At 72.1% G+C, this 15,367-nt stretch carries 7 protein-coding genes; 5 read left to right on the forward strand and 2 right to left on the reverse strand.

Annotated features, from left to right (window positions below; genetic code table 11):
• The first annotated feature begins 627 nt into the window (after window positions 1-627).
• Window positions 628-1,398 carry a dioxygenase family protein gene (locus ACFWMR_RS02455; RefSeq protein WP_378376384.1) on the forward strand — a complete coding sequence of 257 codons (771 nt, stop codon included), beginning with the start codon at window positions 628-630 and terminating at the stop codon, window positions 1,396-1,398.
• 196 nt (window positions 1,399-1,594) lie between these two features.
• Complete coding sequence (locus ACFWMR_RS02460) at window positions 1,595-2,038, forward strand: hypothetical protein (RefSeq protein ID WP_378376386.1); 444 nt, start codon at window positions 1,595-1,597, stop codon at window positions 2,036-2,038.
• Window positions 2,039-2,105: 67 nt separating this feature from the next.
• On the opposite strand, the gene ACFWMR_RS02465 is transcribed toward ACFWMR_RS02460, so the two are convergent.
• Together ACFWMR_RS02465 and ACFWMR_RS02470 are read right to left on the reverse strand one after the other, a co-directional pair.
• Window positions 2,106-2,447: a hypothetical protein gene (locus tag ACFWMR_RS02465; protein ID WP_378376388.1), complete on the reverse strand. Its 342-nt coding sequence runs from the start codon at window positions 2,445-2,447 to the stop codon at window positions 2,106-2,108.
• Window positions 2,448-2,551: 104 nt separating this feature from the next.
• On the reverse strand, window positions 2,552-2,725 hold the full coding sequence (locus ACFWMR_RS02470; protein WP_378376390.1) for a hypothetical protein: 174 nt from the start codon (window positions 2,723-2,725) through the stop codon (window positions 2,552-2,554).
• A 336-nt stretch (window positions 2,726-3,061) separates the two neighbouring features.
• On the opposite strand from ACFWMR_RS02470, the gene ACFWMR_RS02475 reads away from it, so the two are divergent.
• The 3 genes from ACFWMR_RS02475 (at window position 3,062) to ACFWMR_RS02485 (ending at window position 15,348) form a co-directional block, all read left to right on the forward strand.
• Window positions 3,062-6,451 (forward strand): AMP-binding protein, encoded by a 3,390-nt coding sequence (locus tag ACFWMR_RS02475; RefSeq protein WP_378376392.1) that lies wholly within the window; start codon window positions 3,062-3,064, stop codon window positions 6,449-6,451.
• Window positions 6,448-9,912 carry an amino acid adenylation domain-containing protein gene (locus ACFWMR_RS02480; protein WP_378376394.1) on the forward strand — a complete coding sequence of 1,155 codons (3,465 nt, stop codon included), beginning with the start codon at window positions 6,448-6,450 and terminating at the stop codon, window positions 9,910-9,912. Before ACFWMR_RS02475 ends, ACFWMR_RS02480 begins: the two co-directional genes overlap by 4 nt.
• 108 nt (window positions 9,913-10,020) lie before the next feature.
• Complete coding sequence (locus tag ACFWMR_RS02485) at window positions 10,021-15,348, forward strand: type I polyketide synthase (protein WP_378376396.1); 5,328 nt, start codon at window positions 10,021-10,023, stop codon at window positions 15,346-15,348.
• The last annotated feature ends 19 nt before the right edge of the window (window positions 15,349-15,367 follow it).

Genomic DNA, 15,367 nt, shown 5'->3' on the forward strand with positions numbered 1-15,367 from the left:
TGCCCCTATTTGGCGCCACGGGGCTACTTTTTACTAAGGGGAACAAAAAACGCCCCTATACAAAATTGGGCGAGCCCGGCGGACTCTCGCGCAGGTCAGGTCTGGGTAGGTAAATACTGGTCCGCTAGAACCCGAAACGCCACTCACGACCACCTGGTCCGCTCTGCGCGTGGGTGGTGTCGGGATCGCGCCGGTCCGGCGGCTGGGAGGGACATTCAGCGGGCTCAGAGCGCTGTGTCGCGAAAGCCACTTTCGCAACCTTCACCGTTGTGAAAGTGGCTTTCACAACCACCCTGACCAGCGGAGAGGCGATTTTGCATGCGGCCGTGTCGAATAAGCATTGTCGACGCCATGGCCGCTGACCGCGGTTCGCGCGACAATAGGGAGAACCCGGGTTTTCGTGGCACTTTCTCGAAACGGGCTTCGATCGTCGTAGGCGAAATGCCGTAGCAGGGTCGAGAATTTGGTCCATCAAAGACGGTTTTCGCGCCGAAGTATGATGCGCGAGAGTGAATTGCCTCGACAGTGGACGGGCCATGCCGGACACTCGGATCCGCGCGACTCCATGCAGGCAAAACCTTGTCGCGCTCAGTTCCCCGCTCCCATCATTTGGCGAAAAGGAACCCTATGCATGACGATGATGAGCCGGTAGGCCGGGTACTCGGCAGGCGGCAGGCGTTGATACTGCTCGGCGCCGCCGGTGCGACACTCACTGTCGCCGGATCCGCCACGGCCAGTGCCACCACCACCCCCACCGCCGGCACGCCCGAAGTCTGCGCGCTGGACTGCGTGGTCAAGCCAGAGCAAATGGAAGGTCCGTATTTCGTCGACGAGCGGCTCAATCGCTCCGATATCCGCAGTGAGCCTGCCACCGGAACGCTGGTTCCCGGTACCGCACTGGCGATCAATTTCACCGTCCAGCAGATTCGCCAGCAGGTGTGCACGCCACTGCCCGGGGCGATGGTCGATATCTGGCAGTGCGACGCGTACGGGCTGTACTCGGATATTCCGTCCCAGGGAAGTTCCGGCCGCCGTTTCCTGCGCGGCTATCAGAACACCGACCAGGCGGGGGTGGCCCGGTTCACCACCATTCTGCCGGGCTGGTATACGGGGCGCACACTGCATATCCACATCAAAATCCGCACGGTCGGAACCAACGGCCGCCCGTACGAGTTCACCTCGCAGCTCTACTTCACGCCCGAGTTCGGCGCGGCCTATCTGCGCACCGAACCGTACCGGCGGAAAGGCCCGGCCGACACGACCAACAGCCGGGACTCGATCTACCGCAGCGGCGGGGCCCAAATGCTGCTGCGCCCGCAGCAGACCGGACCCAGTTACACGGCGGACTTCGCGATCGGCCTCGATCTGTCGAACACCCAGGTCGGCCGTCCCGACTAGGCCGTCGCTCGACGGCGTCGCGCCGTCGTGCGAATGAGTGATCTCAGCGGGCACGCCGTCCGTCGCGTCAGCCGGTGGCTGCGCGGCGGACGCGGCCCGGGGGCCCACCCGGTTCGATAGGCTGGGGAAGGTGGGCGACGAAGAGGTGACACCGGCCGAAATGTCGTGGTGCTGGGCTGGTGCGCTCGTCCGGGCGGTGAACGCGCTGGCGCCCGCGGATGTGCTGTTCGAGGCGAACCTCATGGGCAGGCCCTCGGATCTTCCGCAGACTGTTCGGATCACCTCCGCACGCCGGGAAGATCCGTCTCTGACGATCCTGGTCGAAGAGGTGCAGGCGTTCTTGTCGATCGACTCCGCGCCCGGGGTGTTCGTGGCCTATGAGTTCGAAGGAACGCCGGACGGCCTGGAGAAGGACGTCGATAGCCGCGAACGCGGCCCTGAGCGTGATGGAACCCACGCGCTGAGTGAAGTGGACCTGGTCGAGCACATCGACGCTTTCATGAGATTCGGATTCTCGCTCGTGCGGTTCCCGATGTTCGAGCGGCTCAAGATCTTCAGCGCGGACTCGGGTGTCGCGCTGAGCTGGGTCACCTTCGATTTTTCCTGGCCCTTGGTGCTCGTGCGAAAATGGAGACCGTAGTTCTCGGGAGGGCGGCCGGGTCGCCACGCTCCGCGCGACGACCCGGCCGAGTTCACGCCCGCGGTTCTCAGCAGTCGCTGGAGTTCTTGGCGTAGTAGAGGCTACGTCCCGTGGGGACACTGAAGGCCCAGCCGTAGACCAGTGTCTTGCTCGTCCGCCCGGGAACCAAGCTGGGACCCCAGTCCGGCCAGGTGGGGATGTCGACGCAGACGTACTTTCCGGTGGAGCATTCGTTGTAGACGTCGACCTTGCGCCAATTGTTCTCCGTGTACCACGGCTCGTGCTGAACGTTGCACGCCGCGGTGGCGCCGGGGGCCGAGCCTGCCGCCGTATCGGACGCGCTTGCCGGGCTGCTGAGGGAAAGGGCGAGCGTGGCGGTGATGGCCGCGAGCGCGATGCCGTTCTTCATGATCATGTCCTGCCTTTTTTTCCGGTCGGAAGGGAGCCTTCCCGACCCCTGACCCGGAGCGCGACGCTTTTGCGGGAGAACGCAAAAGCCCTGGCGGAGAGGCGTCACGTCGTCGGCGCCAGCCGGGCGGCGGGTGTGACCGGCGTGCGCTCGCCGCTGCCGCGCATGAACGTCAGCGCGGCCCTGGCCTTCGCCACGCCGCCCAGGGACGGAACGGCCCCGCGGAAGACGCCCGTGAATTCCTCCGCGGGGGCTTTCGTGAACGAATTTCCCGGCATGGTGTCGGTTAATCTCCGACGCATTACGGAAGGTAGTCGATCGAGTGTCGTTGGTGGTCGAAAAATGGGTTGCGAATTGCCGCCTTTGTCGCTGATTGGGCTGGAAGACACGGGCTGCTGCAACGTATGGTCCAAGATCGATGAGCCATCAGGACCAAATCACCGGGTCTCGTATTCCTCGGCGCGGCCGGCCGTCTTAACCTTGCGTAATTCTTCACCTGAATGGTCACTGGGGAGCAAGATGAAGTTCACGCCGTTGTTGTCGTGCGCCCGAAAAACCTCGGAGCGACTGCTCGACGCCCGATGACAACAGCCGGCTGCGTCAGCCGATTCGACATGCACGCCCGGCGATCGCCCGATCGGATCGCGGTCTTCGAGGACGGCACCGGGCTCACCTACGCCTCGCTCTCCGGTCTCGCGGGAGGCCGCGCGCTGCGGTTGCGCGACGCCGGTGTCCGGCCGGGGGAGCGGGTCGGGCTCGTCACCGGGCACGGCAGCGCCGCGATCGCGGCGATCCTCGGCACCCTCGCCGCGGGCTGCACCTACGTCCCGCTGGATCCGACGTTCCCCCGTGACCGTCTCGAGTACCAGCTCGCGGCCGCGCGGGTGACCGCCGTGCTCGCGGATCCGGAGCACTCCGAGCTGGCGGAGTTCCTGTGCCGCACCGGATCCGCGCGGCTCGTGCGCTCGGGCACGGAGACCGCGCCGCTCCCGGTGCCCGAATCCGATCCGGACAGCCCGGCGTACGTGCTGTTCACCTCGGGTTCGACCGGCAGGCCGAAGGCCGTCGCGCAGACCCACCGCAACCTCTTGCACGTCGTCGACAACCAGATCGCCGCGCTCGGCGTCACCGCGGCCGACCGGCTCAGCCTGCTCGCGTCGTTCGGCTTCGACGCGGCGATCCCGGACCTGTACCCGGCACTGCTCAGCGGCGCCGCGCTCGTGCCGGTCGACCTGCGCGCGCACGGCCTCGCCCACGCCGCGCGCGAACTCGCCCGGCACGAGGTGACCGTCTACCACTCGACGCCCACCGTCTACCGGCACCTGCTCGACGTCCTCGGCGAGACCGGCCTCCCGGCCGTGCGGACCGTGCTGCTCGGCGGCGAGCAGGCGACCCACGCCGACGTCCGCCGCGGCCGGTTCGCGCCGGAGTGCGTGTTCGTCAACGGCTACGGCGCCACGGAGGTGACCTTCGCCGCGCAGTACCGGACGACCGCCGCCGAGCTGGACCCGGACACCGACGGCCCACTGCCGATCGGGCGCGCGCTGCCCGGATTCACGCTCGCCGTGCTGGACAGCGGCGAACTCGAAGTGCGCGGGCAGCACCTTGTCGACGGGTACCTCGACCAGCCGAGCCCGGCGTTCGGGGTGACAGCCGACGGCGGCCGTCGCTACCGGACCGGTGACCTCGCCACGCTGCTGCCGGACGGGAACCTCGTTTGCCTCGGCCGGATCGACCGGCAGGTCAAGGTCCGCGGCTTCCGCGTGGAGCTGACCGAGATCGAGGCCCGGCTCGCCGAACAGCCCGGCGTGGCCGAAGCCCGCGCGATCGTGCGCGACGGCGACCTGCTCGCCTACGTGACCGCGGCGGGCCCGCGTCCGGAAGGCAGGGTGTTGCGGGCCGCGCTGGCGGACGTCCTGCCCGGCTACTCGGTACCCGCGGCCGTCGCGGTGCTGGACGGTTTTCCGCTCACCGTGACCGGAAAGCTCGACGAACTGGCGCTGCCGGACCCGCGGGCGGTCGCGACCGCCCCGGCCGAGCGGCTGACCCCGGCCGAGGAACGCGTGCGCGGGATCTGGTGCGCGGTGCTGGGCCGTGACCGGGTCGGGCGCACGGAGGCGTTCTTCGACGCCGGCGGCGACTCGCTGCGGCTCGGCCAGGTGCAGGTACGGCTGGCCGACGAGTTCGAGGTGGACGTCCCGTTGCTCGCCCTGTTCGAGCGCACGACGATCGCCGGGCAGGCGGCCTGGCTCACGGAGTCCACTTCGGACACTCCGCCGCCGGTCGCCGGGGACGAGCAGGCCGGGGATCTCATCGCCGTCGTCGGGCTGGCCTGCCGGTTTCCCGGCGCGCCGGACGCCGCCTCGTTCTGGTGGAACCTCTGCGCGGGCGTCGACTCGATCCACGACTACGCCGACGACGAGCTGGCCGCGCTGGGCATCGGGCCGGGCCTGCGCGCCGACCCGGCGTACGTGCGGGCGGGTGGCCGGATCGAAGGTGTCGAGGAGTTCGACGCCGGGTTCTTCGGGTTCACCGCCGACGAGGCCGCGCGGACCGACCCTCAGCACCGGCTGTTCCTCGAAACGGCGTGGCAGGCACTCGAGGACGCGGGGCGCGACCCCGCCGCCGAGACCGGGCCGGTCGGGGTGTTCACGGCGACCTCGGTGAACCGGTACTTCCTGTTCCACCTGTTCGGCAATCCGGCGGTGACCGGCGACGTCGACCCGGACGACTGGGAGGGACGGCTGACCGGGCGCCAGCTCGCCGACCACCTGCCCGGCCAGGTCGCCTACCGGCTCGGGCTGACCGGCCCGGCGGTGGCCGTGCAGAGCGCGTGCTCCAGCTCGCTCGCGGCGGTGGCGCTGGCCGCGCAAAGCCTCGCGGACTACCGGTGCGACGTCGCGCTGGCAGGCGGGGCGAGCGTGACATGGCCGCGGTATCGCGGCGGCGGGCTCGCCTCGCCGGACGGCCGGTGCCGCGCGTTCGACGTCGCCGCCGCGGGTGCCGGGTTCAGCTCGGGCGCCGGGGTGCTCGTGCTGCGGCGGCTGGCGGACGCGCTCGCCGATCGCGACCACGTCTACGCCGTGCTGCCCGGCTGGGCGATCACGAACGACGGCCCGGACCGCGCGGGTTACGCCGTGCCGGGACCGGCCGGGCAGGCGGCCGCGGTGGCCGAGGCGCTGGCCGTCGCGGAGATCGCGCCGGAAGAGGTCGCGCTGCTCGAAGCCCACGGCAGCGGCACCCCGCTGGGTGACGCGATCGAGGTGGCCGCGCTCAACCGCGTCTACCGGGACGCGCCGCCGGAAACGTGTGCGCTGGGCTCGGTGAAGACGAACATCGGGCACCTCGACGCGGCGGCGGGCGTCGCCGGGTTGATCAAGGCCGTGTTGTCCGTGCGGCACGGCGTCATCCCGCCGAGCCTGCACTTCACGGCCCCGCACCCGGAGGTCGACCTGGCGGGCGGCCCCTGGTACGTCCCGGCGAAGGCCACCGACTGGCCCGCCGGGGAGCGGCGGGTGGCCGGGGTCAGCTCGTTCGGCATGGGCGGCACGAACGTGCACGTGATCGTGGAGGAGGCTCCCGCCGTCCCACCACGGCAGGCGGAGAGCGGTCCGTTCGTCCTGCCGCTGTCCGCGCGAGACGCGAAAGCACTGCGCGAGACGGTGTCCCGGCTGCGCGATCGGCTCGCCACGGACGCGCCGGATCTCGGGGACACGGCGTACACGCTTTCGGTCCGGCGGGCGTTCACGTGCCGGGCCGCCGTGGTGGCGGACTCGGTCACGTCGGCGATCGCCGCGCTCGACGCGCTGCTGGCGAACGGAACCGACGTCGAAGGTCCTCCCGGCGCGCAGCGGGAACTGGCCGTCCACTGGGTCGAAGGCGGCGAGATCGAGTGGGACTCGGGTGGCGAACCAGGCCGCGTCCCGTTGCCGGGTTATCCGTTCCAGCGGGAGCGGCACTGGATCGACCCACTGCACACCTCCGACCACGGGAGCCCCCGGTGACCGACACCTTGCCCGTCATGGGCGGCCACGGCCCGCCACTGTCCTATCCGGACACCACGGTCACCGGGCTGATCCTCGCCCAGGCCGCGCGCACCCCGGACGCCGTCGCCGTCCGGCAGGGTGACGCCCGGCTCACCTACCGCGAACTGGTCGCGTCGGCGACCGGCGTCGCCCGGCTGCTGCGGGCCCGGGGTGCCGGGCCCGGCACCCGCGTCGGCGTCTGCGCCGACCGGCGACCGGAACTGATCTCGACCGTCGTGGGCGTGCTGCTGTCCGGGGCCGCCTACGTACCGCTCGAACCCGGCGGCCCGAAGGCGCGACTGGCCGAAATCGCCGCGGACGCCGGGCTGTCCCTCGTCGTCGGTGACTGCGCGCTGGCCGAATTCGGTGCCACGGAAGGCATCGAGGCGCTCGACGTGCCCCCGCCCGCGGCCAGGTCTGTCGACTCTGACGAGTGTCCGGCCGGGCCGGACGACCTCGTCCACCTTCTCTACACCTCCGGCTCCACGGGCCGCCCCAAGGGCGTGCTGACCAGTCACCGCAACGTGGTCGCGTTCGTCACCGGGTTCGCCGCCGCCCTCGACATCCGGCCCGGCACCCGGACGCTCGGCATCTCCTCGCTCGCCTTCGACGCGTTCACCATGGACGTGTTCGTCCCGCTGGCGCACGGCGGATCGGTGCAGCTTGCCGGTGCCGCCGACCGGGCGGACCCCGAACGGCTGCGGCGGTTCCTCGTCGAGCACGACGTCGAGTGGGGCTTCGTCACGCCGACATTGCTGTCCATGGTCGATCCCGCGGCCGTTCCCGGCTGGCGCGTCGTCGCCTGCGGTGGCGAGCCGGTGCCCGCGGACCTCGCCGCGCGCTGGCTGCCGGGACGGCGGTTCTTCCACGTCTACGGCCCGACCGAGACCACCGTGGTGGTCGTCACCGACGAGGTCACCGGCCTCCCCGCCGACCCGCTGCCGCTCGGCCGCCCGACGCCGAACCACCGGGCGTACGTCGTGGACGCCGAACTGCGGCCTGTCGCGCCCGGCGAGGTCGGCGAGCTGCTCGTCGGCGGCCCGGGCCTCGCGCACGGCTACCTCGGCAGCCCGGAGCTGACCGCCACGAAGTTCGTCGACGACCCGATCACGCCGGGGGAACGGCTCTACCGCACCGGCGACCTGGCCCGCGAGCTGCCCGACGGCCGTCTTGAGTTCGCCGGCCGCGCCGACCGGCAGGTGAAGGTCCGCGGCCAGCGGATCGAGCTGGGTGAGGTGGAGGCCGCGCTCACGAGTCACCCGGACGTCGACGCCGCCGCCGTCGAGGCCGTCCCCGGGCCCGCGGGCACCCGGCTGGTGGCCTTCGTGACACCGGCGTCCGCACCGTCCGATGTGGACGAACTCGGCCGGGACCTGCTCACCGCGGCGATGCGCCCGGCCGCGGTCCGCGTGCTCGGCAGCCTGCCGGTCAATCCGGTGACCGGCAAGATCGACCGGCCCGCGCTGCGTGGTCTGGCCGAAGCGGCGCTGGCGGATGAGCGGGCGGACCTCGGCCCGCTCGGCACCCCGGCCGAACGCGCGGTCGCCGCCATCTGGCGGCGGGTGCTCGGCGACGGCGCGGGGACGGATTTCCTGGCCGCGGGCGGGAACTCGATCGCCGCGATGCGCCTGGTCGCGGCGCTGCGGGCGGAGCTGGCCGCGGACGTCGCCACTGAGGACGTCTTCGCCGGTGGGACGCTCGACGGGCTCACCAGGCGGGTCGCGGACGCGCCGCCGCTGACCGGGCCGGGGCTGACCACCGGGCACGCGCCCGCGCTGTCCCCGCAGCAGCGGAGGCTGTGGTTCCTCGACCAGCTCGCCCCGGGCGCCGCTCCGTACAACATCGCGATGGCGTTCCGGCTGACCGGCGCGCTGGACGTCGGCGCGCTGCGCCACGCCCTGCGCGCGGTCACTGAGCGGCACGACGTGCTCCGCTGGCGGATCCGGGCCGTCGATGGCGCGCCGCTGGCGGATCGGCTGCCGCCGGAGGACGTTCCACTGCCGGTGGCGCCGGTGACCGAGGACGCGCTGCGGGCCCGGCTGGCCGCCGACGCCGCGACGCCGGTGCACCTCGACCGTGAGGCTCCCTGGCGCGTGCGGCTCTACCGACTCGGCGAGACGGAGCACGTGCTCGGCCTCACGCTGCATCACGCGGTGTTCGACGGCTGGTCGCAGGACCTGCTTTGCGCCGACCTGTCGGCCGCGTACCGGGGCGAGCCGCTGCCGCCGCCGGTGGCGTCCTACGCGGACTACGCGGTGTGGCGAGCCGGACGCGACGAACGCCGGGAAGCCGTCGACGTCGCCTGGTGGACGGGCCATCTCGCCGGTGCACCGGCCATTGTGGACCTACCGCGTGACCGGCCGCGCCCGGCCGTGCAGACCTACCGGGGCGCGAGCCTGCGTCAGTCCTTTCCGGACGGTGCCGCCGAATCGGTCCTGGCGCTGGCCGCTCGCACCGGCACGACGCGCGCCGGGGTGCTGCTCGCCGCGTTCGGCCAGCTGCTGCGGCGGCTCACCGGCGCGGCGGACCATCTGGTCGCCACGGTCGTCGCGGACCGGCAGCTCGCCGAATGCCAGGAGGTCGCGGGGTTCTTCGTGGACATCGTGCCGGTGCGGCTGCGGGCCGACGACGCCGCAGACTTCGCCACGCACGTCCGCGACGGCGGGGCGGAACTCCTCGCCGCGACCGCGCACCCGGCCGCACCGGTCGAGCGGCTCGTCGAGGCGCTCGGTGTGCCCCGCGATCCCGCGCGCGCCCCGCTCGTGCAGGTGATGTTCAACGTCCTGAACTTCTCCGAGCCACGGCTGGACCTGCCCGGCGTGGCCTCGGCGTGGCTGCCGGTGGACAGGCCGGGATCGCCGTTCGACCTCACGGTGTACGTCCACGACGACGGCGTCGAACTGCTGTACAACCCGGACCTGTTCGACCACGCCCGGATGGAAGGGCTCGCCGAGGACTACGTCGCCCTGCTCGGCGCGCTGGCCGCGGCGCCGGACGCGCCGGTCGGGACGAGTGCGCCGGAGTTGCCGCGGGCGGGTGTCCGCACCGCCGCGCCCGCCGCGACGACCAGCGCCCCGGCGCGGCCGTCGTCGGTGGTCGCGGACCCGGTGGTGTTCGCCGCGACCGAGGCCGTGATCGCTCGTGCCTGGTGCGACGTCCTGGGCGTCGCCGAAGTCGGGCACGACGACAACTTCTTCGACGTGGGCGGGCATTCGCTCGCCCTGGCCCGGGTGCACGCCCAGATCACCGCCCGGCTCGCCCGCCGGATCCCGATGGTCGACCTGCTCAGCCATCCCACCGTCCGCGCCCTCGCCGCGCACCTGCACTCCGGCGGCACCGCCGTCCCGGAGCTGGCCCGCGCCGCCGAACGCGTCGCCGCCCGCCGCGGCCGCACCCAGACCAGAAGACCCCGTCGCACCGCCGGTCCGGCCGGCCCCTGATAGCCAGTTCGGCGGAGCTGCGACGCGCCTCACGAAAGGGACATGACACGTGAACCCACCGCGATCGCGGACGCGGGTTCACCAACGGACACTGATAGGAGCACCACCGTGAACCACCTCCCCGAAACCGGCACCGGCGATCCCGGAGCCGAACCGATCGCGATCGTCGGGCTGGACGTGCGCGTGCCCGGCGCGCGTGACGCGCGGCAGTTCTGGCGCAACCTCGTCGACGGCGTCGAGTCGATCCTGCCCGCCACCCGCGAGGAGATGATCGCCCGCGGCGCCGAACCGGCCACTGTGGACGATCCGAGCTGGGTGAACGCCACCGCCGTGGTCGACGGCTTCGACGAGTTCGACGCCGAGCTGTTCGGCATGACCAGCCGCGAAGCCGAGATCACCGACCCGCAGCACCGGCTGTTCCTGCAGGCCTGCCATGCCGCGCTGACCGACGCCGGCTACGACCCGGCCCGTTTCGACGGCGCGATCGGCGTCTACGGCGGGTCGGGGGGTACCGGCTACCTGAAGGAAAACCTGCTGCGCAACGAGCGGATCCTCGCCTCGCAGCACGGCGGAATCGGTATCTCGACCGGCAACCAGCCGAGCTACCTGACGACCTCGGTGTCGTACAAGCTCGACCTGCGCGGCCCGAGCCTCGCGGTGTTCACGGCCTGCTCGACGTCCTTGGTCGCGGTGCATCTGGCCTGTGAGGCCCTGCGCAACGGCGAGTGCGACATGGCACTGGCGGGCGGGGTCAACCTGGAGATGCCGCACGGTATCGGCTACATGGGCGTGGACGGCTTCACCTCGCCGGACGGCCACGTGCGCGCGTTCGACGCCGGCGCCAACGGCACGGTCTGGAGCAGCGGCGCCGGGGTCGTGCTGGTGAAGCGGCTGTCTCAGGCGATCGAGGACGGCGACCACATCCGGGGCATCGTGCTGGGCAACGCGATCAACAACGACGGCGCCACCAAGGTCGGCTTCTCCGCGCCCAGCGTGTCCGGGCAGACGGAGGCGGTCGCGCAGGCCGTCGGCATGGCCGGGGTCGACCCGCGCACCATCGGCTATGTCGAGGCGCACGGCACCGGCACCGCGCTGGGCGACCCGATGGAGATCACCGCACTGTCCACTGTGTACGGAAACGGGGCCGTGGACACCGGCTGGTGCGCGATCGGCTCGGTGAAGTCCAACATCGGCCACCTGTCGCAGGCGGCGGGCGTGGTCTCGCTGATCAAGGCCGTGCTCGTCATGGAACACGGCCTGATCCCGCCGACCCTCAACTACCACGAACCCAACCCGGGGATCGACTTCCCGGCGAGCCCGTTCTATCCGGCGCGCGAGGTGACCAAGTGGGAGGCGGGCCCGGTGCCGCGGCGGGCGGGCGTCAGCTCGTTCGGCGTCGGCGGCACCAACGCGCACGTCGTGCTGGAGGAGGCGCCGGTCCCCGAGCGGTCCCGAACGCCGCACCCGGCGCACCTGCTGCGGGTGTCGGCCAACACCGCGGACGCGCTCGCGGCCGCTGTCGACCGGCTGGCCGAGCGGCTGGCCGGGGACGTCGACCTCGATCTCGCCGACGTGGCCCACACCCTGGCCGCCGGGCGCACCGAGTACCCGCACCGCGCGGTCGTCGTCGCCCGTGACCCGGAGGACGCGGTCGACGGGCTGCGGGACCCCCGGCGCCTCGTGTCGGCACAGGCCGAGGAGACGAACGTGGCGTTCCTCTTCCCCGGGCAGGGTTCCCAATACGCGGGCATGGGCGCCGAGCTTTACGACGCCGAGCCGGTGTTCGCCGCGGCCGTCGACGAGTGCCTGCGGCTGCTCGAACCCGAGCTGCCGGAGCTGCGCGACCTGATCTTCTCATCCGGTGGCGAGCAGGCGCTGCGGGAAACCCGTGTGACCCAGCCCGCGCTGTTCGTCGTGGAGTACGCGCTGGCGAAGCTGTGGCAGAGCTGGGGAGTGCGGCCCGCGGCGATGATCGGCCACTCGGTCGGCGAGTACGTCGCCGCCACCGTCGCCGGGGTCTTCACCCTGCCGGACGCGCTGAACCTGGTCGCCACCCGCGGCCGCCTGATGCAGTCGATGCCCGCCGGGGCGATGCTGGCCGTCCAGCTCGACGAGGAGAGCGTCGCCGCGAGGCTGCCGGACGCCCTCGCGGTCGCCGGGGTGAACGGTCCCGGCACGTGCGTCGTGGCCGGACCGTCGGACGCTGTCGCGGACTTCGCGGCGACGCTCAAGGCGGGCGGCGTGCAGTGCCGCGAGCTGGTGACCTCGCACGCGTTCCACTCGCCGATGATGGACCCGGTCCTCGCCGAATTCACCGAGGCCGTCGCCGCCGTGTCCCGCACCGCGCCCGCGCTGCCGTTCCTGTCGAACGTCACCGGCGACTGGATCACCGACGCCCACGCCACCGATCCCGCCTATTGGGCGTCCCACCTGCGTCAGGCCGTCCGGTTCGGCGACTGCGTCAAGACTCTGTTCGACCGCGGCGGCCGCTGGGCGCTCGTCGAATGCGGTCCGGGTCACCAGCTGTCCGGGCTGGCCCGCGGCCAGGTCCCGAAGGGCATGCCCGCGCCGCAGCCGAGCCTGCCGGGCCGGACCGAGCGCATCGGCGACGTCGAAACGCTGTACGGCGCGGCCGGTCTCTTGTGGACGAACGGGGTTTCCCTCCAGGCGCGGACGTTCGGGGCGCCCGGCCACCGGGTACCGCTGCCCGGCTACCCGTACGCGCGCAAGCGGTACTGGGTCGACCCGGACCCGGTCACCGCCACCCAGCCCGCGCGGCCGAGCGGTCCGCTGCCCCTGTCCGAGTGGTTCGCGGTTCCCGCGTGGCGGCAGGCGGAACCGGACCTGAGACGCGAGCCGTTCGCGAACGCGCTCGTCTTCGCCGCCGACGACGTCCTGCCCGGACTGCTGCGCGACGCGGGGGTGACGGTCACCGAGGTGCGGCCCGGCGACGGATTCGCCGCGACAAAGACCGGATTCACCGTCCGGCCCGGGGTGCGCGAGGACTATGACGCGCTCGTGGCCGCGCTGCCTGTCCGGCCCGAACGGATCGTCCACGCCTGGACGCTGACCGGGGACGAGCGCGGCATGGCTGCCCAGGACCGCGGGTTCTTCAGCCTGCTCAACCTCGTCCAGGCCTGGGGCGAGCCGGTGCGGATCGACGTGGTGAGCAGCGGTACCGCCGACGTCACCGGCACCGACCTGACCCGCCCCGAGCACGCGACCCTCGCCGGCATCGCCCGGGTGGTGCCGCTGGAGGTGCCGGGCACGGTGGTGCGCCGGATCGACGTAATCGACACTGACCATCCGCAGGACATCATCGCCGAGCTGTTCCGCCCGGCCGACGCGGCGGCCGAGGTCGCGCTGCGGGCCGGCCGTCGCTGGGTGCTGGATTACACCCAGCTCGAACTGCCCGCGAGCGCGGAGCCGGTGCTGCGGGACGGTGGCCGGTACCTGATCACGGGCGGGACCGGCGGCATCGGCATCACGCTCGCCGAGGACCTCGCCCGCCGGGTGCGGGCGAAGCTCGTGCTGCTCGCCCGCGCCGGGCTGCCGCCGCGGGCGGAGTGGGACGCGCACCTCGCCGCGCACGGCGGCACCGATCGCGCCGGGCGCACGATGCTCGCCGTGCGACGGATGGAAGCCGCGGGCGCGGTGGTGCACGTCGTCGCCGCGGACGTCACCGACGCGGCGCGCCTGCGCGAGGTGCGTGAGCTGGCCGAGCGCGAGTTCGGCGGCCTCGACGGGATCGTGCACGCCGCCGGGTTGCCCGGTGGCGGCGTCGCCGAGGTGAAGGAGCGGGCCGCGGCCGAAGCCGTGCTGGCTCCGAAGATCGCCGGGACGCTGGCTCTGGCCGAGGTGTTCGCGGACCTGCCGATGGACTTCGTCGCGCTGTGCTCGTCGATCACCGCGGTGGCCGGCGGCATCGGGCAGGTCGACTACTGCGCCGCCAACAACTTCCTCGACGCCTACGCGCGGGGCGGCCACGGCTGGCGGGCTCGGCTCGTCTCGCATGCCTGGGGCGGCTGGGACGAGGTCGGCATGGCCGCGGAGGTGGCCGCGCCGACCACGATCCGCACCGCCCGGTCGCGGGCGCTCGGCCCGGTCGGGCATCCGGTGCTCACCACGCGCACCGAGGACGGCGCGCACGGGCTCGTCTCGGCGGCCACGCACTGGCTGCTCGACGAGCACCGGATCGCCGGGGTGCCGGTGGTGCCGGGTACGGGACACCTGGAGACCGTCCGCGCGGCGGTGGCCGCTGCGCTGCCGAAGCCCGGTGACGGGCACGTCGTCGAGCTGCGGGATGTAGCGTTCCTGGAGCCGTTCGGCGTCCCGGACGGCGCCACCGCGGAGTACCGCGTGGAGTTCGACGGCGACGACTTCACCGTGACCAGCCACGTCGGCGGTGCGAGCCGGACCCACGTGCGCGGATCCGCCGGGTGGATCGCGGCCGGAGCGGTGTCCACTGTGGACATCGAGGCGGTGACCGGTCGGACCGAGCCGATCGACGACGGGCACGGCTTCGGCACCGGCCGCACCAGCATGGTCACCTTCGGCCCGCGCTGGGCGGCGCTGCGCGAACACCGCATCGGCGCACAGGAGGAGCTGGCCACGATCACGGCTCCCGAGGCGGCGGCGGGTGACGCCGGCGCGTGGGGACTGCACCCGGCACTGCTGGACGTCGCGACCGCGTTCGGCCGCGGCCGGGGGAGCGGCACCTACCTGCCGATGAGCTACGGACGGATCGTCGTGCACGACGCGCTCCCGGCGAGTTTCCGCAGCCACCTGCGCTACCGCGACACCGGCGGCGACCAGGTGGTGGCGGCCGACCTCTCGCTGTGCGACGAGACCGGCCGCGTGCTCGTCACGATCGAGGACTTCGTGCTGCGCCAGGTCGATCAGGACGCCGTGGGCGGCAGCCTTTCGGCACCGGCGGTGTCTACTGTGGACACTGTGTCGACCTCGACCGGGATCCGGCCGGTGGACGGCGCGGAGGCATTCGTCCGGGCGCTGGCCCCCGGTCTCGGCGGGCAGGTGGTGATCAGCACCCTCCCGGTGCGGGAGCTGATCGAGCATCGGGTCGGCGTCGAGGAGCTGGACGAGCCCGACGAAGCGGTGGTGCAGGTCTCGGAGGACGACTACGTCGCCCCGCGCACCGACCTGGAGGCCGAGATCGTCCGCCAGTGGACCGAGCTGCTCGGCGTGGAGAAGATCGGCGTGCACGACGACTTCTTCGCCCTCGGCGGCAACTCGCTGGTCGCCATCCAGCTCATCGCCCAGGTGCGCAAGGCCACCGGCACGCGGCTGGCGATGAAGACGCTGTTCGAAGCGTCCACTGTGGCCACTCTGGTCGAGCGGATCGAGGAACTGCGCGCCGAAAAGGCCGAGGCGCCCGCCGAATCCGCCCGGACCACCATCCCGAAGCTGGAGCGCTGAGCACCGGTCGGGCTCGTGA

It is taken from the genome of Amycolatopsis thailandensis (assembly GCF_042723255.1).
Taxonomy (GTDB): Bacteria; Actinomycetota; Actinomycetes; order Mycobacteriales; family Pseudonocardiaceae; genus Amycolatopsis; species Amycolatopsis thailandensis.